Consider the following 23,060-nt stretch of genomic DNA (forward strand, 5'->3'; position numbering starts at 1 on the left):
GCCCCTCACCCTAACCTTAGCGGGGTCGAGCCACTGGTCTCGACCCGTCCTGCGGACCCCCGTAAAAACGGGGCGAGGGGACGTGCCCTGCGAGAGCGAGGAGGGAGCGGAGAGGTCGCGGCATGGTCCCTTCGCCCCGTTTACGGGGAGAAGGTGGCGGCAGCCGGATGAGCGACTATCTGGGTTGTCAAGTTGCGCATTCGAATTCTCTTCGCGCATCCCGTGCTTTTGCATTGAGAATGACCAGCAGTTTTCGGGCGAGCGCAATGCGGATAACCATTTTTGGCTTGCCAGCGCTCTGCAACCTTTGCCTGAAGGCAGCCAAATGCGGATCGTACCTGGCCGCGGTGGCGGCGACCAGGAACAGGATGCCACGCGGTCCGGAGCGCCCGCGGCGCACCGGCCGGGGTCCGCTGCGTTTGCCGCTATCGTTGGCAATCGGCGCCAGGCCGGCCAGTTTGACGATCGCCTTGTTGGAGATTCGGCCGATTTCGGGCAGTTCGGCCATCAGCCGGGCAACGGTACGGTCCGCCACCCCCTTGATCGAGCGAAAGGCTTGGTTGAGGCAGGCCCAGAGCGGATCGTCGTCGATCATCGAGGCAATCTCGCCCTCAAGGGTGCGGCTCTGGCGCACCAGAAGCGCGATCACTTCGTCGAGGCTTGCCACACTCTGCTGATCGCGGGCAGCACTGCGGCGCTGCCTCTGGACGGTCAGATCGCTGGTGACCTGAGACAGCCGCGTCATCAGCGCCGACAGCCGCAGCTGCGCGGCTTTCGGCGGCGGCAGGGCAGACAGCCGCCTGGCCTCGGCATAATCGGCGATCATCGCCGCATCGATCCGGTCGGTCTTTTCCAGAAAGCCCATGGCCTCGGCAAAGCGGCGCACATGGCGCGGATTGGCAAGCGCGCAGGCGATCCCCAACTCCCACAACAGCAGGAAGGCCGAACGCTCGTAGCCGCCCGACGCCTCCATGACGACGAGCTCGACACCCTGCTCCCGGCAGAGCGCAGCCAGCGCGCCGATGCCGGCCGCATCGTTGCTGAAACGCTCAAAAACCCCGGACGGGCGGATAAACGCATCCAGCCAGTCCTTCGAAACATCCACTCCACATATAACTCTGTTCACGGTAACCTGCCTTGTGCGTGCGGTTGAAGCCAAGCGACTATTCGGTCGTACGTGACGATGACGAAGATCCCAGGCTCATCCACGGTTGTAACCGGAGGGGGAAACGGGCGACTTCGTCACGCCTCTGGCTGGGTGGCCACCCAGCCAGAGGCTCAATCGCTTCCATCGCACATAAAATCTAACATGCAGATACAAGGGGCTGCCATCGACAATCTCCAGAGCAGACTATCCTCCGGCATAGAATCCTCAGCGCTCTTCCGTCACGGCACCGACATGCCTGACCGCCGCGACGCTGCCCCTTTCGACGAGATGGCAGGCAAGCTCGACCCGCCGCCGTGGGGCCGCAAGGCCGAGCATCATGTCGCGCAGCAGATCGAGCGCGGTGGCGCCGAGTTCGCGCATCGGAATATGCACCGTCGAGAGCGGCGGATTGAGAAAGGCCGACTGTGGCAGGTCGTCTATGCCCATCACCGAGATGTCCTGCGGCACGGCATAACCCATCGCCTGCAGTCCGCGCACCGCGCCGTTGGCCAGACTGTCGCCAGCCGTCAGGATGGCGGTGAAGGAGAGGCCTTTCTCGCGGATAAGACGGGTGACCGCTTCGGCGCCGAGTTCCGGCAACCAGTCTTCAACCTCGAGCACCAGATCGGCATCGGCGGCCAGCCCATGATGCTGCAGGGCATCGCGCCAGCCTTCGAGGCGCCGCTCGATCGTCCGCCGTCCCGGCCTCAGCATGAACAGGATGCGTTCATGCCCGGCCTTGATCAGCCGCTCGGCGGCGATGAAGGCGGCCGAGCGATTGCAGGGCGTCACACTCGAAAGCCGCATATAGGGATCGTCGCTGTTGACCAGCACGACGGGCTTTCCGAGATCAGCGGCCGCCGCCAGCATCTCCTCTTCGTCGACGGTCAGGATCAGCATGCCGCCGAAGCTGGGATCATCCCGCATCTCGGCGAGGACGCGGACCTCATCCCCGTTGTCGGCGACCGGCCGTATCGCCAGTTCGACGCCGAGGACGGCGGCACGCGCGTTCAATCCTTCGAGCACATAGAGCGTGAACTGGTTGCGGACATAGTCGATCATCGCCGCGCCGGAGGCGACGAGCATGACCTTCTTGCCGGCAACGCTCGCCGGCAGCGCGTAGCTGACGGCGCTTGCCGTTTCCAGCACCAGCTTGCGGATCTCCGGCCTGACGCCCTTTTCGCCGGCCAGCGCACGAGACACCGTGCTGATCGAGACGCCGCATCTGGCCGCAATGTCGTCGAGGCGTGTCCGCCTGCCTTTTTTCTCTTCCGCCGCCATGTCGTCTCCTCGCTCCCAGCTACTATGCAAAAATCTTTCAGATTGCGCAAATGGAATGCCTATGCACAATTGTCCTTGAGGAGTCCGCGACAAGCGGCAGAGCAGGGAGGCTTTGAAATGTGGCAAGACGGCCAGTCCAAGCGTCGGTGTTTTACCCGGCGTCCCAAGGCTTGAGCGGGCTGAAATATGACCGCTGAGCAGCAATCCCATCTCCGCCGTTCAACGGCGAAGGCCAGCCCGATCGTCTACTGGCAGCTCGCCCATCTGTGGCAGCAGCGCTACGACGTCGCCGATCGTCCGATGGAAGGCAGCATGGATCCGTTCTTCTTCGTCACCAAGACGAAGAATTTCATCCCGCATGAATATCCCTGCCGCACCGAATTCAAAAAATCCTTCTCCGGCCGACGGCCGCAGCCGGCTGCCGAATTCGAGGCCGTCCGCTGGTGGCTTCCTTTTGCCTCCCCGCGCGTCGATCTTTCCGGCTTCTGGTTTCGCCCGACACGCATCGGCTGCTGGGCGCGCACCTTCCTCGATGCCCGCTCGGCGGGGTCTGCCACGCTTCGCCTGTCGACCTGCGGCGGCGCGATCCTCTTCGTCAATGGCCGCGAGCAGGGCTTCATGGCGCCTTATGCGCGCAATCTCGAAGCCCAGCAGCTCTTCGAGGTCGATCTGGTCGCCGGCCTCAACGAGATCCGCGTCTATTTCGACGATCTCGCCGAGCGCGACGCCCGTTTCTATTTCCAGCTGGATTATGTCGAAGGGCCGGAAGTTGAAACTGCCCTGCCTGTTCCCGTTGCCGCCGGTAATGCGGATGTGCTGGAGGCGATCCTCGAAGGCATGCGCTTCGACCGCACCGCCTATCTCGGCGAAGACGTGACGATCCTTTTCCCCGCGCCGCTGCCGGTGGCGCTAAGCAGCCATGTCGAGATCGAAGGCGACTTCATGTCGATCGAGCGCTTCGATTATGATTTCGAGCTGGAAGCGGGAGCAACGAAACTGACGCTCGGAACCTCGGCTGATATGCCCGCCGATTTCCGCCATTTCCGCATCACCTTCACAACAGGCGCGCTTTCGCTCAGTCGCACGCTCGGCGTCGAGATCTGTCATCCCGAGCGCCAGGGGGAGGCACCCGCCGCCCTTGAGGACCGCGTCGCCGAGGCGCTGGCCGAGGTTGCCGCCCATTCCGAACCCGATACGGTCTGTGCTTTCGCCCGTCTTGCGCTGGGGCAGGGCGGCGAGGAAACCGAGGCGATGATCTCGGCCATGCTGCCGGTCATCGAGGATTGTCACGACTGCGCCGATTTCGTGCTGGTGCCGCTGCTCTTTGCCTATACCCGCTGGAGCGATCTGCTATCACCGGCGCTGCGCGACAGGATCGAGCACGCCGTCCTCAATTACCGCTACTGGATGGATGAGCCCGGCAACGACGTTCAGTGGTATTTCTCGGAAAACCACGCGCTTCTCTTCCATACGGCCGCCTATCTCGGCGGCAGGTTGTTCCCCGATGCCGTCTTCGTCCGTTCCGGCCGCACCGGCGCCGAGCAGATGCGGGTCGGCGAAGAACGTGTCCGCGCCTGGCTCGATCACTTCGAGCGCTGGGAAATGGCCGAGTGGAATTCCGTTCCCTATTTCCCGATCGATCTCAAGGGGCTGACGGCGCTCGCCGCCTGCGCGTCGGATGAGACGATCCGCAACCGGGCAAGTTCCAGCATCGTCCGCCTGATGGAGATCGTTGCCCGCTCGGCCCATCACGGCATGCTGACCGGCAGCCAGGGCCGTTCCTACGAACATACGCTGCGCCCCGGCCGATCGGTCGAACTCTCCGCCATCGCCCGGCTGCTCTGGGGCCGCGGCTGGTACGGCCGGCGTGTCCACGCTTTGCCGCAGCTGGCCGTCTGCATTCGCGATCATGGCCTGCGTTTTCCAGAAGCGCTGGCCGAAATCGCCGCGCATCAGTCGGACGATGCGCAGGAATGGACCTTTTCCCAGGGCGAGAACCGTTTCGCCGCCCTCTACCACTATAAGACCCGCGACACCGCGCTCGGCACGATCGCCCATTATCGTCCCGGCGCCTGGGGCTACCAGGAGACGGTGCTGCATCTGCGTCTGGGAACCCGGCCGGAAGCGCAGATCTGGATTAATCATCCCGGCGAAACCATCCAGTTCGGGTATGGCCGGCCGAGCTTCTGGGGCGGCTGTGGAACACTGCCGCGCGTGCATCAGTATCGCGATCTGGCGATCCTCGATTTCGAGATCCATGAGGGCCAGCCGGATTTCACCCATGCCTGGTTCCCGCTCGAGGCTTTCGACGACACGGTGGTTGACGGCAATCTGGCGCTCGCTCGGTCGGGCGACGGCATTGCGATGCTGATCGGCAACGGCGCGCTGGAGCCGGTAAGGCAAGGGCCGACGACGGATATCGAGCTGCGGCTGTCCGGCCGCAAGGGCCGCTGGATCGTCCGTCTCTCCGATCTCGGGCGCGAGGCTGATCTTGACGGCATGCAGGCGCGTTTCGCCACGCTCTCGGCCCGCCGCGACGACGAGGGCGCCTTGATCGTTATCGATCCGGATTATGGCCCGGTCGTCTTCGAAGAGAACGGCACCGTGCGCGCCGAAGGCCGCATTCTTCGTCCGACGGACTGGCCGGTGCGGGGAGACGCGGTACATCTGAAGATACCGGGCAGGCAGCCTCGGCGCGCGGCCTCGTAGACGACGTGTCCGGCAGGTGGAGGACCGGCCGGACACAGGAATTCATCGGTCAAGAGGAGGAGAAAATGACCAGAATGAAATCGATCGGCGCGGCTTTTGCTGCAGTTCTCTTGAGTTCCGTTGCCGCCCATGCCGGCGACGTGCGCATCATGTGGTATTCCGACGGCGGCGAAGGCGAGGTGATCAAGGATCTGCTTTCGCGCTTCTCGAAGGCCAACCCCGACGTCAACGTCATCCTCGACGAAGTCTCCTACAATGTCGTCAAGGAACAGCTGCCGGTGCAGCTTGAAGCCAGGCAGGGGCCGGATATCGCCCGTGTCACCAACCTGAAGGCGCCGGCGCAGCACTGGCTCGATCTGCGCCCCTACCTCACCGACGCGAAATATTGGGACGATAATTTCGGCGCCCAAGCTGACTGGATGCGTCCCGATGGCTCAAATGCCATTACCGGCTTCATGACGCAGCTGACGCTGACCGGGGGCTTCGCCAACAAGACACTGTTCGAGCAGGCCGGCGTTGAAATTCCCGGTCCGAAGGCCACCTGGGACGACTGGGCGGCAGCAGCCAAGAAGGTCGCCGACAGCCAGAAGGTCTTCGCCATGGCGATCGACCGCTCCGGCCACCGCGTCTCCGGCCCGAACATCTCCTACGGCGCCAACTACATCGCCGCCGACGGCAAGCCCGCGCCGCTCGATCAGGGCGCCAAGGACTTCCTCAGCCGCTTCGTCAAGTGGAACGAGGAGGGCATCATCAACAAGGACGTCTGGGTGAGTGCTGCCGGCTCAACCTACCGCTCTGCTGCCGAGGACTTCATCAATGGTGGCCTCGCCTATCTTTATTCCGGCAGCTGGCAGGTTTCGGGCTTCGCCCAGAAGATCGGCGATAATTTCGACTGGGTCGTGACGGGAAGCCCCTGCGGCCCGGTGGCATGCTCCGGCATGCAGGGTGGTGCGGGTCTGGTGGCCGTCAAGTACACGAAGAACCCGAAAGATGTCGCCAAGGTGATGGATTACCTGGCAAGCGCCGATGTGCAGAAGGAATTTGCCGAGCGCAGCCTGTTCATCCCGGCGCACAAAGGCGTCGCCTCCGGCCAGCTGGACTTCAAGACCGACAATCCGCATGTGCAGGCGGCGCTGAAGGCTTTCGTCGAAGCGGCCGGCCAGACGGCGGCACCGGCCATGAAGCTGCCGGGCTGGAAGTGGTCGGATGCCTATTACAGCGCCATCGTCGCACGCATCAGCCAGGTGATCGCCGGTGAAATGAAGCTCGACGACGCCTATGCCCGCATCGACGAAGACATCAAGGCCAAGGTCGCCGGCAACTGACGGAAAAGCAGATGACGGCGAAGACGGTTTCTTCCGAACCACCGGTGAAAACCGGTCTACAGCAGGCACTCTCGGCGTCTGTCCGGCTTGTCATGGGGCTCATCGACATTCCCATGCGCGCCTGGCAGAAGCTGACGGGGCTGAATGGCATGGCGGGCGTCTTTTTGGCGCCCAACATGCTGATCTTTTCTGTTTTCGTGCTCTTGCCGCTGGTCATCAACTTCATCTATTCGACGACGGGCGGCAGCGCCATCTTCCTGCCGAACAGGACCTATGTCGGCGCCGACCAGTACCGCATTCTCTTCGATTGCCGTTCGTATCTCGATCCCTCGACCTGCGCGGCCGACACTTTCTGGGCGGCCGTGCGCAACACCGCCGTCTTCGTCGTTTTCCAGGTGACAGCGATGCTGATTGCGGCGCTCGCCACAGCTTTGATTCTCAACCGCGAGCTTTCCAATCGCGGCTTCTGGCGCGCCGTCTTCTTCTTCCCGGTGCTGCTGTCGCCCGTCGTCGTCGGCCTGATCTGGAAATGGATCCTGCAGCGCGAGGGCCTGTTGAACTATGCGTTGAGCCCCTTCGGCTTCGAACCCATCTCCTGGCTCAGCGATCGTTTCTGGGCCTTCTTCTTCGCCGTCTTCGTCTCGGTCTGGGCGCATATGGGTTTTTATGCGCTGATCCTGCTCGCCGGCCTGCAGGCAATCCCGCGGGACCTCTACGAAGCGGCGGCAATGGACAAGGCGAGCCCCACCCGCATCTTCCGGCGGATCACCCTGCCGCTGCTGATGCCGAACCTCATCGTCGTCCTGGTGCTGGCGCTGATCCGCGCCGTGCAGATCTTCGACGAGGTCTTCGTGTTGACCGGCGGCGGGCCGGGCACCAGCACCATGTACATCACCCAATATATCTACGAGACCGGCTTTGCGAGTTCGCTGCGCAATCCGGGACTGGCTTCTGCCGCCTCGATCCTGATGGGCATCGTGCTCGTCATCCTGACGCTGGTTCAGCTCGGCGTCAGTAGCCGCAACGAGAAGAAGGGAGCACGCCAATGAGCGCTGTCTCTGCATTTCTGCTCCGCCGCCGCGGCCGAGGCTGGCATTGGACCGATGTCGTCACCTGGATCTGGCTGGTCTCAGGCGTCTTCCTGATGTTCGGGCCCGCCGTTTGGCTGGTCTTCTCTTCCTTCAAGACGCCGGCCGCCCTTGCCGAGTTCCCGCCGTCCTTCCTGCCCTACGTCACCGAACAGGCGGTGGTGCCGGGCTACGACAAGCCGTTGCCGCTCTATAATGTCGCAATGCCGGATGGCAGCACGCGTGTGCTCGCCGAAGTGCGCCGCATCGGCATCATGGGGCAGATGGTCGATCCGAAACAGCCGGGTGAAATCGTCAAGGTCAATATCAAGGACCGCACGCCGGTCCGTGAGGTCGAATTCGCCGGCGGCAACTACACCGAACCTTTCCAGCGCTTCGATTTCTTCCTGTTCCTACGCAACTCCGTCTTCGTCACCGTCATGGCGACGGCGATTACGCTGCTCGTCAATTCCATGGCCGCCTTCGCGCTGTCGAAATACCAGTTCCCCGGCCGCACCGCCGTCATGCTGATGATCCTGGCAACGCTGATGGTGCCGCTCTCGGTCATCGTCGTACCGCTCTATTCCGTCATCGGCACGTTGAACCTCTTCGACAGCCTCTGGGGCGTCATCCTGCCGACCGTCGCCACCCCGACGGGCGTCTTCCTGCTCAGGCAATACATGCTGACGATCCCCGACGAATTGCTCGACGCTGCGCGCATGGACAAGGCCAGCGAATGGCAGATCTACTGGCGCATCATCCTGCCGCTGTCGGCGCCGGCTCTCGCCGTGCTGGCGATCTTCTCGGTGGTCTGGCGCTGGAACGACTTCCTCTGGCCGCTGATCGTGCTCTCGCGCAAGGAACTCTATACGCTGCAGGTCGGCCTCAACGTCTATGCCGGCGAACTCAATGTGCAATGGCACTATATCCTCGCCATGACCGTCGTCTCGATGATCCCGGTCGTGCTGATCTTCGTCTTCCTGCAGCGCTTCATCACCACGGGCATTGCCGGCTCGGGGCTCAAATAGGCCAGCTATAATTTGAAAGAGGCCAGCTTCCATATGAAACAGGAGAATGCATGAGCGGGCTCGAGCTCAGGAACATCGTCAAGAATTTCGGCGCCGTCGAGGTCATTCGCGATGTCTCGCTTGAGGTCAACGACGGCGAGTTCGTCGCTTTCGTCGGCCCTTCCGGCTGCGGGAAATCGACGCTGCTGCGCCTGATTGCCGGCCTCGACAAGCCCACGGGCGGCAGCATCGCCATTGACGGCAAGGATGTTACCGCTATCAGCGCCGCCGATCGCGGCTTGGCCATGGTCTTCCAGTCCTATGCGCTCTATCCGCATATGAGCGTCAGGGAAAACCTCGCCTTCGGTCTCGAAAACACCAAGGTGGCGAAAGCCGAGATCGAAGCGCGCATTACCGACGCCGCGCGCATGCTGGAGATCGAGCCTTTCCTGCAGCGCCGCCCGGGCCAGCTCTCCGGCGGCCAGCGCCAGCGCGTCGCCATCGGCCGTGCCATCGTGCGGCGGCCGGATGCCTTCCTGCTCGACGAGCCGCTGTCCAATCTCGACGCCGAACTCAGGGTCAGCATGCGCGCTGAGCTGGCCGCCCTTCACGCCCGCCTGAAGGCGACGATGATCTACGTCACCCATGATCAGGTCGAGGCAATGACGCTGGCCGACCGCATCGTCGTGTTGAGAAGCGGCAAGATCGAGCAGGTAGGAACACCGCTGGAACTGTACAATAGGCCGGCCAACCGCTTCGTCGCCGGCTTCATCGGCGCGCCGCACATGAATTTCCTCGAAGGCGCGGTTGTCGGTCACGAGGACGGTTTGGCCGAGGTCGAAACTGCCGGCGGCCATCGCCTTTCCGTCATTGCCAAGGAGGCACGCCCGGCGGGCGAAAGGGTCAGCATCGGCATCCGCCCGCAGCATATCACCCTTGCCGATGCGGCCTCAGCAAGCCGGCTGGATACAAGCGTCACTCTTGTCGAGGAACTGGGCTCGGAGACCGTCGTCCACGCCGACGCAGGCGGGAAAAAGCTGATTGCGGTCTTTGCCGGCCAGCAGCGGATGAAATCGGGCGACAGCCTGCCGCTGCATCTCGACCCCGAGGTACTCCACCTCTTCGGCGAGGACGGCAGGCGTTTATCCTAAAGCATGGCGCGCAAAAGTGTGCAGCGGTTATGCGATAACGACATGCGTGGAACAATGAGCCGGACAAACAAAGGCCCGCGCCGCAGCGCGGGCCGAATTTCATATCAGCACAACGTTATTGGCTGTTCTTATGGCTTTGTTGACCAGCCTTTACATGCTGCTCATGGCTGCCGCCGCGGGTTCCGCTGGACTGCGCGTCGCGGCCGCTTGAAGAGGCGCTGCGGGTATTGGAGTCATTCTTGTGACTCTGCTGTCCAGCCTTGACGTGCTGTTCGTGGGTTCCACCTTGGTTTGCCATTTGGTTTCTCCTTGGATTTTGAACTGAGGCCACGTCGACCTCGGGTGGACAACCTCGCTCTGGTACATGCGTTCCGCATTTTAACATTTCGTGATCGCCGCTCGAGCCGAGGAGCGAGGAAGCAGGCCGGGCGGGCAGGGAGCTCGCCTGCCATTTCGTTGGCCATCGGGAGAAAGCGGAAAAATCCCGATGTTCTCCAGCACCGCCGCGTCCGCTTGGCGCGGCCCGCAACCTCGATCTGAAATGCGCATATCGGCGAAAAGGTTCCAGGAAAACAACCGCATCCACCCGCGCCGGAAGCTTCGATGCGGCTCGCCGGCTCTTTTCAAATCGACAGCTCGCTCTACCTTAAAAGGGACGTGACGAAAGGAGAAAACCATGACCGACGCACCGAATACGGCGACCCCGGCGCGAAGAGTGTTGCGTGGCCGCCCCTACAGCATCGGCGAATTTGCCAGGAAATACCGGTTGGATGACAAGGAGGCAAGGCGCCTCTACGACAAGTTCGGCCCGTCGGCTACCGAACTCGACCTGTTGATGGCGGCAAAGCGGCGCCCGCCTCGCCTGCCGACCAATCTCGACGCCTGACGGTCCGACATGAAGATCCGAACCGGAAGCTGCCTTTGCGGGGCGGTGGCCTACAGGGTGGAAGGCGAACCGCTTCGCACGGGCCTTTGCCACTGCGCCGATTGCCGCAAATCGAGTGGCTCCGCCTTCACCTTCTTCGCGGTCTGGCCGCGCCAGGCTTTCTCCCACAGCGGCGAGGTCGCCACTTTCTCCGGCCGCAGCTTCTGCTCCGTCTGCGGCAGCAGGCTTTTCTGCCTTAGGGATGACGAGGCGGAAATCCGTCTGGGCTCGCTTGACAGCCCGCCGACGGATCTTGCGCCTGGCTATGAAGTCTGGATCAAGCGGCGCGAACTGTGGCTGCATCCCTTGCCCGGCGCGGGCCAATTTGCCGAGGATGCGAACTGACGGGCGCTAAAGCGCGTCGCCATCGAGATCAAACGCACCGAAACTTGACTTTCCTTACCAATATTTCATTTCACCCATCTGCAATTCCGTGCCAGTTCGGCGGCAACGCTAATCGCCGGTTCATCTGCGCTATGATTATTTCGCCGCAGAGGCCGCAAGCGGTCACTGACGGATCGAGGACGACATGAACAAAATCGTAAGCGGCAGCGAGACCGGAGAAAAGACAGGCGCAGCGTCCGATCTCGCAGCGGTCCTTGCCGCATCGGGACGGCAAGGCAAGCGCAGCCGCTGGCGCGGACGCCTGATCATCCTGCTGATCCTCATCGCTGCCGCAGCGGTTGCTGCCTATTTCTATGTGGGCCGCGGGCAAAGCGAAGTGAACTATGCTACCCAGCCGGCAAGACGCGGCGATCTGACGGTGCTTGTCACCGCCACCGGTTCCGTGCAGCCGACCGAGCAGGTGGATATATCGAGCGAGCTGTCCGGCACGGTCCGCGACGTCAACGTCGATTACAACAGCACGGTCAAGTCAGGCGAAGTGCTCGCCCTTCTCGATACGAACAAGCTCGAGGCCGATGTGAAGAGCTCGCGCGCCAAGCTCAATTCGGCCAAGGCGAACGTCGTCAAGGCCGATGCCGATATGCAATCGGCAAGCACCTCGCTCGAGCGGTTGAAGAGCCTGGTCAGGAGCAACGTCTCCACCCAGCAGAGCCTTGATGATGCCAGCTACAAATATGATTCCGCCGTCGCCGCCAAACAGATCAACGAGGCCGAGGTCCTCGCCTCGGAGGCCGACCTGCAGCTTGCCGAAGTCAATCTCGCCAAGGCGAAGATTATCTCGCCGATCGACGGCGTCATCCTCACCCGCTCCGTCAATCCGGGCGCCACGGTCGCAGCCTCGCTTTCGGCACCGATCCTTTTCACCATCGCCGGCGACCTGAAGAAGATGGAACTGCAGGTGGATGTCGACGAGGCCGATGTCGGCCAGATCGCCGTCGGCCAGAAGGCGAAGTTCACGGTCGACGCCTATCCCGACCGGACATTTCCCGCCGAGATCGAGCAGATCCGCTTCGCCTCCGAAGTGGTCAACAATGTCGTGACCTATAAGGCGGTCCTGTCGGTCGACAATGCCGATCTGCTGCTGCGTCCCGGCATGACGGCGACGGCCGACGTCACCGTCGAGGCTGTCAAGGATACTCTGATGGTGCCGAACGCCGCGCTACGCTATGCGCCTGCGCAGGCGGAAAGGCGCGGCCGCGGCATTTTCGGTATCTTCGGCCCGCCCCGCCAGCGGAACAACAATGCCGGTTCGGCGCTGACGGGCACGCAGCGCCGCGTCTGGGTGCTGCGCAACGGCCGCCCGGTGCCTGTTGTCATCCAGATCGGTTCATCCGACGGCCAGTTCACTCAGGTCGTCTCCGGCGACATCAAGCAAGACGACGCTTTGGTGATCGACGCCACGGCGCGTGCGAACTAGGCGGAGAGACGGATGGCAAGCCCGCCGCTCATCGAATTCAGACAGGTCTCGAAAGTCTATGGCGAGGGCGAGGCGGCGATCCGCGCGCTCGACCACGTCGATCTCGCGATCAACGCCCATGAATTCGTCGCGATCATGGGCCCATCAGGCTCCGGCAAGTCGACGGCGATGAACATTCTCGGCTGTCTCGACGTGCCGAGCGCCGGCGACTATATCTTCGAGGGCATTCCGACCAGCGGCTTCGACCGCAGCCAACTGACGCTGCTGCGCCGCCACATGCTCGGCTTCGTTTTCCAAGGCTTCAACCTCCTGTCGCGCACCTCGGCCGTCGAGAATGTCGAACTGCCGCTGATCTATCGCGGCATGGCGGTGCGCGAGCGGCGCGAAAGGGCCCGCGAAGCCCTGGCGCTGGTCGGGCTGTCCGGTCGCGAACATCACAAGACGCAGGAGCTGTCAGGCGGCCAGCAGCAGCGCGTCGCCATTGCCCGCGCCATCGTCACCGAGCCGGCCTTGCTGCTTGCCGACGAGCCCACCGGCAATCTCGACACGAAGACCAGCGTCGAAATCATGGATCTGATGACACGGCTGAACCGCGAGCAAGGCATCACCATCGTCATGGTCACCCACGAGCCAGATATTGCCGCTTATGCGCAGCGGCTTCTGCGTTTCGTCGACGGCAAGCTGGAGACTGAGGTCGAGCATCGGAGGAGGTCGGATCATGTTCTTTGAGACGCTGAAGCTGGCGCTGCGCGCCATCAGCCGCAACATGCTGCGCTCGTTCCTGACCGTGCTCGGCGTCGTCATCGGCGTTGCCGCCGTCATCGCGCTGGTGACGATTGGCAATGGCACGACCGCGGAAGTCTCGACCGAGCTGTCGCGGCTCGGGACCAACATGCTGTTCGTCCGTCCCGGCCAGTTCGGCCCCGGCCGGGCGAGTTCCGAGGCCAAACGCTTCGGCATCAAGGACGTCGCGGCGATCCGCGACCAGATCACCGGGTTGAGGGCGGTGGCACCGCTCAACCAGTCCACCGCGACTGTGATTTTCGGCGGCCAGAACCATTCGACAAGCGTCTCCGGCACCACTAATGATTATTTCATCGCGCAGGACTGGAACCTGGCGCTTGGACGCAATTTCACCCCTGCCGAGGAACGCGGCCAGGCGCGCTGCATCATTGGCGAAACGGTGCGGTCGCAGCTCTTCGGCAGCGCCGACCCCACCGGCCAGCAGATCCGCGTCGGCAAGGTCTCGTGCCCCGTCATCGGCGTGCTTGCCAAGCGCGGCCAGTCCGGCATGGGCAACGACCAGGACGATGTCGTCATCATGCCGGTCAAGGTGTTCCAGCGGCGCATCAGCGGTAACAGCAACGTGCCGCAGATCATCATCTCGGCGCGCGACGGCGTCTCCACAGCCAAGGTGCAGTCCGATGTCGAAAATCTCCTGCGCGAGCGCCGCAAGATCGTGCCCGGCCGCCAAGACGATTTCAACGTCAACGACATGACGCAGATCGCTGAGGCGATGACCGGCACGACGACGCTGCTGACTGGCCTGCTTGGCGCCGTCGCTGCGATCAGCCTGCTCGTCGGCGGCATCGGCATCATGAACATCATGCTGGTCTCCGTCACCGAGCGGACCCGCGAGATCGGCATCCGCCTGGCGATCGGCGCGCTCGAAAACCAGGTGCTCACCCAGTTCCTGGTCGAGGCGGTGGCGCTGTCGCTGTTCGGCGGCGTCACGGGCATCGTGCTGGGGTTGAGCCTCGGCTTCGGCGCCGTGACGCTGCTGAAAGTCCCCTTCGTCTTCAGCCCCCTGATGGTCGCCGTCGCCTTCCTCTTCTCCGCGGCGATCGGCATGATCTTCGGCTATTTCCCGGCGAGAAGGGCAGCGCAGTTGAACCCCATCGAGGCGCTGCGGCACGAGTAAGAGACGCCGCAAGCGCTATAGCGCTGCGAGGGCGCGTGCCATGCGTCCGAGCGCTTCCTTGAGGATTGAGCGCGGACAACCGACGTTTAGGCGGATGAATCCTTCTCCACCCGGCCCATAGACGCGCCCGTCATAGAGGTTGACCCCGGCCCGTTCGACGAAGAATCGATGGATTCCTTCCACCTTTTCGTCCAACTCTCGCGCGTCGAGCCAGACCAGATATGACGCGTCGGGTCGCATCGGTGTGATACCCGGAAGATTGTTGCCGGCTACGCTCGAGACGAGATCGACGTTCTCGCGAACATAAGGTGTAAGGCTGTCGAGCCATTGATCGCCCGAGCTATATGCGACTTCAAGAGCCAGCCGTCCGAAATAATGAGCGTTCAGCATGAACGATGCTTGCATGACCTGGAACAGCTCCTCCCGACGTTTCCGGTCAGCGACGGAAACTGTAGCCGCAGGTACACCGGCCAAATTAAATGTCTTGGTCGGTGCTGTGCAGATGAAGGATTTTGCCGCCGCGGCGTCACCGAGAGAGGAGAATACGATATGAGGACGATCGCTTAGTCGAATGTCGCAGTGAATGTCGTCGGAGATGACCAGGATGCCGTAGTGCTCACATATGGCGTCAAGGCTCTTCAGCTCCTCACGTGTCCAGGCCTTTCCGGCAGGGTTGTGCGGATTGCACAATAAAAACGCGCGGGCGCCGTTCGCAGCTTGCCGTTCGAAATCCTCCAGATCGAGCTCGTAGGCACCGTTCGCAAGTCTCAGGCGGTTGATCAGGAGCTTCCTGCCATTCTCGCGGACGACTTGGAAATATGGAGAATAGACTGGTGCCTGGACGATGACGCTGTCACCAGCTTGGGTAAAGGTCCGCAAGATAGCTGCGACGGAGGGCATGATTGCCGGAGCAGGAAGCAGCGTCTCGACATCCACATTCCAGCCGTGGCGGCGCTTGAACCAGGACTTTATGATTTCGTAATGGTGCGGATCGCGCTTGGTATAGCCATAGATGCCGTGATCAACGGCCTCGCGCAGGCGTGCAATCACCGGTTCCGGCGCACGAAAATCCATGTCGGCCGTCCAGAGCGATATCAATCCGTCGCCCTGGACGCGGGGAGAGAATTCGTCCCACTGATTGGCCCATTTCGCCGAACCGAATTGGCTGCGGTCATGAACAACGTCAAAATTCGTCTCCTCGGCGCCCAGTTTCCTGGTCGCCGGTGCATGGAACTGTGTCATCGTTTGAGTCCTAGTATTTGTGTGCGCGAGCCGCGCATTGAAAGAGCGGGACAATCACGTCAGGATTTGTCGCAGGAACTGCCCGGCGGCGGCTGTGATGTCGCCAGCGGCGTTTACTTCGGATTGTTCAACATCCGCACTTCCTATGATTTGTGAGCGCGCGCGAGATGACTTTCCACGGACATGGAATAGCGAGACATCCCGAAACAGAAGATCCAGTAGATAACCGCCGCAAAAAGATAACCGGTTGACGAGATAGTCGGTCCCGCCCAGTTCGGATCGATACGGGCGGTTTCGACTGCTCGCAGAAAGTCTGCTATGCCGACGATTGCGACGAGCGTCGTGTCCTTGAAAAGTCCAATGAACGTCGAAACAATGCCGGGAATGACGATCGCGAGCGCTTGAGGCAGGATGACGAGCCTCATGCTCGTGAAGTACCCGACGCCCAGGGCCTGAGCCCCTTCATATTGGCCGTTGGGGATAGCCTGCAGCCCGGCACGAATTACTTCCGCAATGTAAGCCGCCGAGAAGAGGGCAGTGCCGATCATTGGGCGCAAAAGTCTATCGGGCGTTAGTGCCTCAGGCACAAACAGAGGCATCATGAAGTTCGCCATGAAGAGCACGGTGATAAAGGGTACGCCTCGGACAATCTCGATATAGAAGACACAGACGGCCTTGACGATTGGAAGCTCAGAACGTCTGCCGAGTGCGAGGATGATCCCAAGCGGGAGCGAAAACACGATCCCTACAACGGACATCAAGAGCGTGATCATCATTCCGCCCCATAGCGTTGTGTCTATGACCGTCAGACCAATCGTTTCCACACCACGAAGCAGCGCAAACGCAACAATGGGATAAATTCCGAAGAACAGCAGTGCTGCGATGTTGCGACATGGGGCGCTCCGCCATAGGAGCCACCCGACCAAGGCAGCACCAATCAGCTGCGTTACGTCGACCCGCCAGCGCTCGGTTGCCGGATATGCGCCGTACCTTAGATAGTTCAGTTTAGCGGCGACAAACGACCAGCATGCGCCGTCTGGATTGGCACGGCAGGTTTCGCTGTCACCGCTCCACACGGCATTTATCAAGGCAAAGCTCAGGAATTGCCAAACGAGCCAAACCGCCAGCCCGGTGAAACACACGGTTAAAAGGCATGAGAAGGGACTGGAGAACAGGTTCTTCTGCGCCCAAGTCATAGGGCCGGGCTGGATTCCGGGCGGCGGAGCGACAGCAGGAATGTATTCATATCGATATGCAGCCGGCACATGAAGAGTTTCATTCATCTTATCGCTCCACGAGCGCAAAACGTTGGTTGAAGCCGTTCATGGCGGCCGATGTGCTCAAGGAGATGACGAGATAGACCCCGAGCGTTATGGCCATCACCTGCACCGCCGCCCCCGTTTGGTTGAGTACGGAGCCGGCAAAGACCTGAACGAGATCGGGATAACCAATGAAAACGGCAAGCGACGAGTTTTTGATCAAGTTCAGATATTGACTGGTCAAAGGCGGGATGATGATCCGCAAAGCCTGCGGGATGACAATCAGTCGCAATGTTTTGCCCTGTGGGAGACCGAGCGCGTGGGCCGCTTCTGTCTGTCCTTTGGAAACGGCTTGAATGCCACCGCGAACGATTTCCGCGATAAATGACGCCGTGTAGACAGAAAGGCCGATGAGCAGGGCCGCGAACTCAGGGTAGATCTGCTGGCCCCCACGGAAGTTGAAACCCCTCAGCTCCGGATAGGTGAAGGTCCAGGGGCTGCCCACGGCTACACAAGCAAGCAGTGGCGGCCCGACGAGAGCGAGTATCGTGACAAGGAGGACCGGAAGCTGCTTGCCTGTTCGCTTCTGGAGCGTCAGCGCGCAGGCTCCGAACGCAATCGCGACAGCCACCCCGGCGACGATTGCCACACCTACCCAGCCGGCGCCCGCCTGAAGCTCAATCGTGGGCATTATGATCCCACGATTGTTGAGGTAGATTCCCCCGGGAAGGGAGATCGATGCCTTTGGCGCAGGCAGCGGCTTCAGGACTGCGTTGTACCAGAACAGAAGCTGAAGCAGCAGCGGGATATTTCGAATGACTTCGACATAGGAGGTCGCGACCTTGGCGGCTATCCAGTTTTTGGAAAGGCGTGAAATGCCGATCAGGAAACCAATGATTGTGGCAAGTACGATTCCCACTACGCTGACCAGGAGTGTGTTTGCCACGCCAACCCAAAATGCCTGTCCATAGGTGGACAGGGTGTCGTAGGGGATCAGCGTCTGATTGATCTGGAAGCCTGCAGTCTGTTTCCAGAAGTCGAAGCTAAGAGGAATGCCGCGCCGTTTCATGTTCGAAACAGTTTGGGTTGTAACCGCCGCGAGCACCACCGCCAAGCTTACAGCCAAAGCAGCTTGATAGACGATCCCGCGAAGCTTTTTGTCATAGATAGAGAAGGTGCTACGCACATGCATAGGCAGAGAAATGTCAACCATTGGTTCCTCCCAACTACGAAGAGGCCGCCGATTCTCCTAGCGGCCTCGTATCAACGGATGGGAGGTGCGTATTGAAGGCCGCCGGCATTCCAGAGCGCATTCACACCACGTTCTATCTTCAAGGGAGATTCCTTGCCGATCGAACGCTCGAAAACGTCGGAATAATTGCCAACCTGCTTGATGATGTCCTGAGACCAGGTCTCTCCGAGCCCGACGTCTTTGCCGAAGCTTCCTTCGACGCCCAGGAGGCGGCGAATATTCGGATCGGCGGAATTTTTCTTCTCGTCGACGTTTTTCGAGGTGATGCCGAACTCTTCTGCGGCAAGCATGACATTGAGAGTCCACTTGGCGATGTTCAGCCACTGGTCGTCACCTTGGCGGACGGCGGGCCCCAGCGGCTCCTTCGAAATGATTTCCGGGAGCACGACGTTCTCGTCGGGCTTCGCCATACGGATACGCGCAGCGTTCAGGCTCGAAGTGTCTGCGGAGAAAACGTCACAACGTCCTTCCTCATAAGCCTTGATGACAGCCTCTTCATCAGCAAAACCGACGGCACTATAGGTCATGCCGTTGATGCGGAAATAGTCGGCCAGATTCAATTCGGCGGTAGTCCCCTGCGAAACGCAAATTGATGCGCCGTCCAGACCCTTGGCGGACTGAATATTCTCCGACTTGCGAACCATGAAGCCCTGGCCATCATAAAAATAAGTGCCAGCGAAGATGATGCCGAGGGAAGTGTCTCGCGAGGACGTCCACGTCGCATTATGAGCCAGGATGTCGATCTCGCCGGATTGGAGCGCGGTAAACCGGTCCTTGGCGTTGAGCGGGATAAACTTGACCTTCGTTGCATCGCCGAGAACGCCAGCGGCCACGGCGCGGCAGTAGTCGACGACGAAGCCTGTCCACTTCCCATCGTTGTCAGGAACGCTGAAACCCGCCGTTGCCGGATTCGTTCCGCATGTGAGGAAGCCCTTTGCTTTGACATCGTCCAAAGTTCCCGCCCAAACGGGATATGCAGAAGCGGCAATTGCCGCGCCGAGAATACCGGCGATTAAATTTCGCATTGAAGGATCCCCTTTTTTGAATTCTGCCAAAGAGGGTGACTGGCTGAAGGCCAATCTGTCAAATTGATTGTCGACATCCAATTTATGAATGAAATTCATACAATATCAGAGCACTGGAATCCGGATGAATGCGTCAAAACTGACTGCCTAGTTGGCATTCCTCGTCACGCGATTACGTTGGTTGCCAATATGGCTTCATTTTTGCTGATCTGGGCCGCGTGATACAGTTCAGTTATAAGGCGACGCAGCCAAAGGATTCCCTGATCGGCAGCCATCTGCCGGTGAACCACGAGATTTGCGCTGACGGAAGGAATGGGTATGGGCGGCGAGAGAAGTGTAATCTCGTTTGCTTCGTCAAGAATCTGAAAAATGCCGTCGCCACAATGCGTGATCAGGTCCGTCCCCCTGAGCGCCAACGGCATCACTAAGTAGTTTGAAATGGTTGCGACGACCTTTCGCCTAAGCCCACGCTCTTTAAGTGCACCATCTGCCAAACCCTCAGATAGACCATCGGCGGAAATTTGAAGGTGAGATGCCGAAAGATACTGCTCCAAACCTAATGGAGACCTGGCGATCTGGCTACCACTCCAAACAGCGCACAGGATTCTGTCCTGTCCGAGCTCGGTTTTAGTCAGGTTGGGGTCGTCCTTCAGACTCGCGCCCGTCAAAGTGCAGTCGACTTGGCGGAAGTAGTCTGCGCTTTCAGCTTCAGCCCGGTTGGCGGGTATGACATTCAGGGTCGCATATGGCGCCTGTCTGGAGAATTCTCGAATAAGGCCTGGGATGAAGATCATCGCATGATAGTCAGTGAGCCCCACGCGAAACTTTCGTTCTGTCGTTGCAGGGTCGAAGACATTATACCGCCCAATCAAACTGCGAATTTTTCCGAGAGAGTCAGATAGGTCCCCGATAAGCTCCAATGCGCGAGGCGTGGGCCTCATCAATCCGCCGTCGCGTGTGAACAGCTCGTCCTTAAATATGATGCGCAACTTCGAGAGCGAGTGACTGACCGCGGATTGGGTCCGGCCCAATTGATCGGCAGCGCGCGTAACGCTCCTCTCCCGCATCAGCACATCCAAGACGCGCAGGAGATTAAGGTCAACGTTGTCGGGAGACATTGCGAGCTCCATGAAACCGGTTCATGAGGAGCATCGAAGCATTTCGCCAGGCGCATGACAACCGTAAGGTGACAAGGGGTCAAATTCTGTTCGAGATTCAATGGCGCGGACCGCCGATCCGCGCTGCCACGAAGAACTCCCCTTCCTCGGAGCACTCAATCTTGAGACCCTCCATTCATTTATCAGTACGGCTTGCCGTGCGGTTTCCAGCATGCCAGGATTTGATATATCAGTGGGGGAGCGGTTGTTTGCATGCAGACGTCACAGAGCCATCTTGCCTATCTGGCGCTGGAGCATCTGATCGTGACGCTGGCGTTGAAGCCCGGCGCGCTGGTCACTGAGAAGCAGCTGATCGATATGGCGGGCCATGGGCGTACGCCGGTGCGCGAGGCGATCCAAAAGCTCGCTTGGCAGGGGCTGATCCTGGTCAAGCCGCGCGTCGGGCTGCAGGTGGCCGAGATCGCGCCTGAGGATCATCGCAATGTCATGCAGGTGCGCCGCGAGTTGGAGCCGATCGCGGCAAGACTCGTCGCCGAACATGCGAGCGACGAGCAGCGCGCGCGCCTCCTCGACTGCGCCCGCGCGATGGAGGAATGCGCTGTCAGCGCCGATCTCGCCGGCTTCTTTGCCGCCGACAAGGCCTTCGACGAAGTCCTCGAAGATGCCTGCCCGAACGGCTTCATCACGGCAGCGCTCGGCCCGGTGCAGACGCATTCGCGTCGCCTCTGGTACTCCAAGGCAAACCCGGAGCGCATGGATCGTGCCATCGCGCTGCATGTCGCCGTCATTCGCGCCATCCATCAGGGCAGGCCGGATGAGGCGCGCGCTACCACGGCGCTGCTGATCGATTATCTCAGCCACGCGTAGAAACGGCTCCGTTTCCGGAGCCGTTGACAGATCAGATTGTTAGAAATGCTTTAGCCGACGAAAGCGCGCTCGATGACGAATTCGGCGGGCTTGCTGTTGGCGCCTTCATTGAGGCCGGCCTTCTCGAGCAGTTCCTTGGTGTCCTTCAGCATGGCCGAGGAGCCGCAGATCATGCCGCGGTCGATCGCCGGGTCGAGCGGCGGCACGCCGAGATCGGTGAACAGCTTGCCGGAAGAGATCAGATCGGTGATGCGGCCGCGATATTCGAAATCCTCGCGCGTGACGGTCGCATAGTGGCGCAGCTTGTCGCCGACGACTTCCTTCAGCAACTCGTCGTTCTGGATCTCGTGCACAAGGTCGAAGCCGTATTTCAGCTCGGCGACATCACGCGTCGTATGGGTGAGGATCACTTCCTCGAACTTCTCATAGGTCTCGGGATCGCGGATCAGGCTGGCGAAAGGCGCAATGCCCGTTCCCGTCGAGAACATGTAGAGACGACGGCCGGGCGTCAGCGCATCGAGCACCAGCGTGCCCGTCGGCTTCTTGCGCATCAGCACCTGGTCGCCCGGCTTGATCGCCTGCAGATGGGAGGTGAGCGGACCGTCCGGCACCTTGATCGAGAAGAATTCAAGCTCTTCGGCCCAGGCGGGGCTGGCGATCGAATAGGCGCGGAACACCGGCTTGCCCTCGACCATCAGGCCGATCATCGCGAATTCGCCGGAACGGAAACGGAAGCCCTGCGGCCGGGTCATCGTGAAGCGGAAGAGCCGGTCGGTATAGTGCGTGACATCGAGCACCGTCTCGGCATAGACGCCGGCGGGGATGGACGAGGCGAAGTCTTCGGTCTTTGCAGGCGCGTTCATTTCGGTAGCGGATCCCGTTTCGTCGGATGAACTTTCGAATGCGAGCGAGATATTACAAATCCGGCCGGAATTAAAGGCATTCCATTCCACGCGACGCTTCTAAAGGGAAATATGCATGTCATGGTCAGGATTCAATGGCCGACCGGAGGCGGGCGGAGAATGTCGTATTTCCCGCTGGCGAAGCCCGGCAAAGGATGCATATTAGAGCAGCACGCCGGAAACGGATGCCGGTTTTCGGCAAAAATGATGCGACAACAAACACCTACGACGTCGAACCCGCAACAGGGTCCGGCGATGGTGGTGAAAAAAAGATGCTTGCCGGGGCGAGCGCGATAGGGCGGTCGGGGAATATGAAGATTTTCAACTACAAGCGTGTTCCTTATGCGGAGATGCGCGCTTTTTCCGTCCATATTCTGACGGCCTCCGGCTCCTTCCTTGCCTTTCTCGGCGTCGTTGCCGCCGCCGAGCACCGCTTCATCGACATGTTCTGGTGGCTGGGTCTCGCCCTTCTCGTCGACGGCATAGACGGGCCGATCGCCCGCAAGGTGCGTGTCAAGGAAGTGCTGCCGAACTGGTCGGGCGATACGCTCGACAATATCATCGATTACGTCACCTATGTGCTTCTGCCGGCCTTCGCGCTCTATCAGAGCGGCATGATCGGCGAGCCCTGGTCCTTCGTCGCCGCCGGCATGATCGTCGTCTCCAGCGCCATCTACTATGCCGATATTGGCATGAAGACGGATGAGTATTTCTTCTCCGGTTTCCCCGTCGTCTGGAACATGATCGTCTTCACGCTGTTCGTCATCGATGCCAGCGCCACGACGGCGCTCACTGTTGTCATCGTCTCGGTGGTGCTGACCTTCCTGCCGATCAATTTCCTTCACCCAGTCCGGGTCAAAAGGCTGCGCCCGCTCAATCTTGGCGTCTTTTTCCTGTGGTCTGCGCTCGGCATTTTTTCGCTGCTGATGCATTTCGACACGCCCGAATGGGCGCTCATTCTCTTTATCGTGACCGGAGCCTATCTTTACGTCATCGGCGCGGTGCTGCAATTCTTCCCCGCCCTTGGACGCGAAGCATAG

21 protein-coding genes are annotated in these 23,060 nt (G+C 60.7%); 12 read left to right on the forward strand and 9 right to left on the reverse strand.

The genetic code is table 11. The features are described from left to right. Positions 1–187: 187 nt before the first annotated feature. On the reverse strand, positions 188–1,126 hold the full coding sequence (locus N2A41_RS09640) for an IS110 family transposase (RefSeq protein ID WP_260110004.1): 939 nt from the start codon (positions 1,124–1,126) through the stop codon (positions 188–190). 246 nt (positions 1,127–1,372) lie between these two features. Next, entirely contained in the window at positions 1,373–2,428 is a 1,056-nt protein-coding gene (locus N2A41_RS09645) for a LacI family DNA-binding transcriptional regulator (protein ID WP_260110804.1), read from the reverse strand. 186 nt (positions 2,429–2,614) lie between these two features. On the opposite strand from N2A41_RS09645, the gene N2A41_RS09650 reads away from it, so the two are divergent. The 5 genes from N2A41_RS09650 (at position 2,615) to N2A41_RS09670 (ending at position 9,687) form a co-directional block, all read left to right on the forward strand. Next, positions 2,615–5,137 (forward strand): hypothetical protein, encoded by a 2,523-nt coding sequence (locus N2A41_RS09650; protein ID WP_260110805.1) that lies wholly within the window; start codon positions 2,615–2,617, stop codon positions 5,135–5,137. 65 nt (positions 5,138–5,202) lie between these two features. Further along, positions 5,203–6,462, forward strand: coding sequence for an ABC transporter substrate-binding protein (locus tag N2A41_RS09655; protein WP_260110806.1), 1,260 nt, complete (start codon positions 5,203–5,205; stop codon positions 6,460–6,462). Between the two features lie 11 nt (positions 6,463–6,473). Continuing rightward, positions 6,474–7,511 carry a carbohydrate ABC transporter permease gene (locus N2A41_RS09660; RefSeq protein ID WP_017964240.1) on the forward strand — a complete coding sequence of 346 codons (1,038 nt, stop codon included), beginning with the start codon at positions 6,474–6,476 and terminating at the stop codon, positions 7,509–7,511. After that, positions 7,508–8,557, forward strand: coding sequence for a carbohydrate ABC transporter permease (locus tag N2A41_RS09665; protein WP_017964241.1), 1,050 nt, complete (start codon positions 7,508–7,510; stop codon positions 8,555–8,557). The genes N2A41_RS09660 and N2A41_RS09665 overlap by 4 nt, the downstream gene beginning before the upstream one ends. Positions 8,558–8,607: 50 nt before the next feature. Beyond that, positions 8,608–9,687, forward strand: coding sequence for an ABC transporter ATP-binding protein (locus N2A41_RS09670; protein WP_260110807.1), 1,080 nt, complete (start codon positions 8,608–8,610; stop codon positions 9,685–9,687). Between the two features lie 115 nt (positions 9,688–9,802). On the opposite strand, the gene N2A41_RS09675 is transcribed toward N2A41_RS09670, so the two are convergent. Further along, complete coding sequence (locus N2A41_RS09675; RefSeq protein WP_017964243.1) at positions 9,803–9,985, reverse strand: hypothetical protein; 183 nt, start codon at positions 9,983–9,985, stop codon at positions 9,803–9,805. Between the two features lie 378 nt (positions 9,986–10,363). On the opposite strand from N2A41_RS09675, the gene N2A41_RS09680 reads away from it, so the two are divergent. From N2A41_RS09680 to N2A41_RS09700, 5 genes are all read left to right on the forward strand, one after another. Continuing rightward, the gene (locus N2A41_RS09680) at positions 10,364–10,573 is read left to right on the forward strand and encodes a hypothetical protein (protein ID WP_260110808.1); all 210 of its coding nucleotides are present in this window, start codon (positions 10,364–10,366) and stop codon (positions 10,571–10,573) included. A 9-nt stretch (positions 10,574–10,582) separates the two neighbouring features. After that, a complete protein-coding gene (locus N2A41_RS09685; protein WP_170262558.1) occupies positions 10,583–10,957 on the forward strand; it encodes a GFA family protein in 375 nt (124 codons plus the stop codon). Between the two features lie 184 nt (positions 10,958–11,141). Beyond that, positions 11,142–12,434, forward strand: a complete 1,293-nt coding sequence (locus N2A41_RS09690; RefSeq protein ID WP_260110809.1) for an efflux RND transporter periplasmic adaptor subunit — start codon at positions 11,142–11,144, stop codon at positions 12,432–12,434. Positions 12,435–12,446: 12 nt separating this feature from the next. Next, positions 12,447–13,163: an ABC transporter ATP-binding protein gene (locus N2A41_RS09695; RefSeq protein ID WP_017964247.1), complete on the forward strand. Its 717-nt coding sequence runs from the start codon at positions 12,447–12,449 to the stop codon at positions 13,161–13,163. Beyond that, a complete protein-coding gene (locus N2A41_RS09700; RefSeq protein ID WP_222383927.1) occupies positions 13,153–14,355 on the forward strand; it encodes an ABC transporter permease in 1,203 nt (400 codons plus the stop codon). The genes N2A41_RS09695 and N2A41_RS09700 overlap by 11 nt, the downstream gene beginning before the upstream one ends. A gap of 15 nt (positions 14,356–14,370) precedes the next feature. Here the strand turns inward: N2A41_RS09700 and N2A41_RS09705 are convergent, their stop codons facing one another. The 5 genes from N2A41_RS09705 to N2A41_RS09725 all read right to left on the reverse strand — a co-directional run bounded on the left by N2A41_RS09705 (position 14,371) and on the right by N2A41_RS09725 (position 20,251). Continuing rightward, positions 14,371–15,597: a MalY/PatB family protein gene (locus N2A41_RS09705; RefSeq protein WP_260110810.1), complete on the reverse strand. Its 1,227-nt coding sequence runs from the start codon at positions 15,595–15,597 to the stop codon at positions 14,371–14,373. Between the two features lie 143 nt (positions 15,598–15,740). Beyond that, entirely contained in the window at positions 15,741–16,880 is a 1,140-nt protein-coding gene (locus N2A41_RS09710) for an amino acid ABC transporter permease (protein WP_260110811.1), read from the reverse strand. 1 nt (position 16,881) lies between these two features. Further along, positions 16,882–18,069 (reverse strand): amino acid ABC transporter permease, encoded by a 1,188-nt coding sequence (locus N2A41_RS09715; protein WP_222383930.1) that lies wholly within the window; start codon positions 18,067–18,069, stop codon positions 16,882–16,884. A 50-nt stretch (positions 18,070–18,119) separates the two neighbouring features. Next, positions 18,120–19,133 (reverse strand): amino acid ABC transporter substrate-binding protein, encoded by a 1,014-nt coding sequence (locus N2A41_RS09720; RefSeq protein ID WP_222383990.1) that lies wholly within the window; start codon positions 19,131–19,133, stop codon positions 18,120–18,122. 164 nt (positions 19,134–19,297) lie between these two features. Continuing rightward, the gene (locus N2A41_RS09725; protein WP_260110812.1) at positions 19,298–20,251 is read right to left on the reverse strand and encodes a LysR family transcriptional regulator; all 954 of its coding nucleotides are present in this window, start codon (positions 20,249–20,251) and stop codon (positions 19,298–19,300) included. 252 nt (positions 20,252–20,503) lie between these two features. Between N2A41_RS09725 and N2A41_RS09730 the strand changes: the two genes are divergently transcribed. Beyond that, positions 20,504–21,118 (forward strand): GntR family transcriptional regulator, encoded by a 615-nt coding sequence (locus N2A41_RS09730; RefSeq protein ID WP_260110813.1) that lies wholly within the window; start codon positions 20,504–20,506, stop codon positions 21,116–21,118. Between the two features lie 50 nt (positions 21,119–21,168). Here the strand turns inward: N2A41_RS09730 and N2A41_RS09735 are convergent, their stop codons facing one another. Then, a complete protein-coding gene (locus N2A41_RS09735; protein ID WP_017964255.1) occupies positions 21,169–21,981 on the reverse strand; it encodes a ferredoxin--NADP reductase in 813 nt (270 codons plus the stop codon). A gap of 350 nt (positions 21,982–22,331) precedes the next feature. Here N2A41_RS09735 and pcsA point away from each other — a divergent pair, with 350 nt between their 5' ends. Further along, entirely contained in the window at positions 22,332–23,060 is a 729-nt protein-coding gene (gene pcsA, locus N2A41_RS09740; RefSeq protein ID WP_222383931.1) for a phosphatidylcholine synthase, read from the forward strand.

Source organism: Rhizobium sp. SRDI969 (assembly GCF_025152725.1).
Lineage (GTDB): Bacteria > Pseudomonadota > Alphaproteobacteria > Rhizobiales > Rhizobiaceae > Rhizobium > Rhizobium leguminosarum_I.

Coding starts and splice junctions, on each gene's coding strand:
- N2A41_RS09705 (WP_260110810.1), bottom strand. CDS start 15,597: ATGACACAGTTCCATGCACCGGCGACCAGGAAACTGGGCGCCGAGGAG.
- N2A41_RS09725 (WP_260110812.1), bottom strand. CDS start 20,251: ATGTCTCCCGACAACGTTGACCTTAATCTCCTGCGCGTCTTGGATGTG.
- N2A41_RS09675 (WP_017964243.1), bottom strand. CDS start 9,985: ATGGCAAACCAAGGTGGAACCCACGAACAGCACGTCAAGGCTGGACAG.
- N2A41_RS09700 (WP_222383927.1), top strand. CDS start 13,153: ATGTTCTTTGAGACGCTGAAGCTGGCGCTGCGCGCCATCAGCCGCAAC.
- N2A41_RS09735 (WP_017964255.1), bottom strand. CDS start 21,981: ATGAACGCGCCTGCAAAGACCGAAGACTTCGCCTCGTCCATCCCCGCC.
- N2A41_RS09660 (WP_017964240.1), top strand. CDS start 6,474: ATGACGGCGAAGACGGTTTCTTCCGAACCACCGGTGAAAACCGGTCTA.
- N2A41_RS09720 (WP_222383990.1), bottom strand. CDS start 19,133: ATGCGAAATTTAATCGCCGGTATTCTCGGCGCGGCAATTGCCGCTTCT.
- N2A41_RS09730 (WP_260110813.1), top strand. CDS start 20,504: ATGCAGACGTCACAGAGCCATCTTGCCTATCTGGCGCTGGAGCATCTG.
- N2A41_RS09690 (WP_260110809.1), top strand. CDS start 11,142: ATGAACAAAATCGTAAGCGGCAGCGAGACCGGAGAAAAGACAGGCGCA.
- N2A41_RS09655 (WP_260110806.1), top strand. CDS start 5,203: ATGACCAGAATGAAATCGATCGGCGCGGCTTTTGCTGCAGTTCTCTTG.
- N2A41_RS09685 (WP_170262558.1), top strand. CDS start 10,583: ATGAAGATCCGAACCGGAAGCTGCCTTTGCGGGGCGGTGGCCTACAGG.
- N2A41_RS09715 (WP_222383930.1), bottom strand. CDS start 18,069: ATGGTTGACATTTCTCTGCCTATGCATGTGCGTAGCACCTTCTCTATC.
- N2A41_RS09695 (WP_017964247.1), top strand. CDS start 12,447: ATGGCAAGCCCGCCGCTCATCGAATTCAGACAGGTCTCGAAAGTCTAT.
- pcsA (WP_222383931.1), top strand. CDS start 22,332: ATGAAGATTTTCAACTACAAGCGTGTTCCTTATGCGGAGATGCGCGCT.
- N2A41_RS09645 (WP_260110804.1), bottom strand. CDS start 2,428: ATGGCGGCGGAAGAGAAAAAAGGCAGGCGGACACGCCTCGACGACATT.
- N2A41_RS09670 (WP_260110807.1), top strand. CDS start 8,608: ATGAGCGGGCTCGAGCTCAGGAACATCGTCAAGAATTTCGGCGCCGTC.
- N2A41_RS09680 (WP_260110808.1), top strand. CDS start 10,364: ATGACCGACGCACCGAATACGGCGACCCCGGCGCGAAGAGTGTTGCGT.
- N2A41_RS09665 (WP_017964241.1), top strand. CDS start 7,508: ATGAGCGCTGTCTCTGCATTTCTGCTCCGCCGCCGCGGCCGAGGCTGG.
- N2A41_RS09650 (WP_260110805.1), top strand. CDS start 2,615: ATGACCGCTGAGCAGCAATCCCATCTCCGCCGTTCAACGGCGAAGGCC.
- N2A41_RS09710 (WP_260110811.1), bottom strand. CDS start 16,880: ATGAATGAAACTCTTCATGTGCCGGCTGCATATCGATATGAATACATT.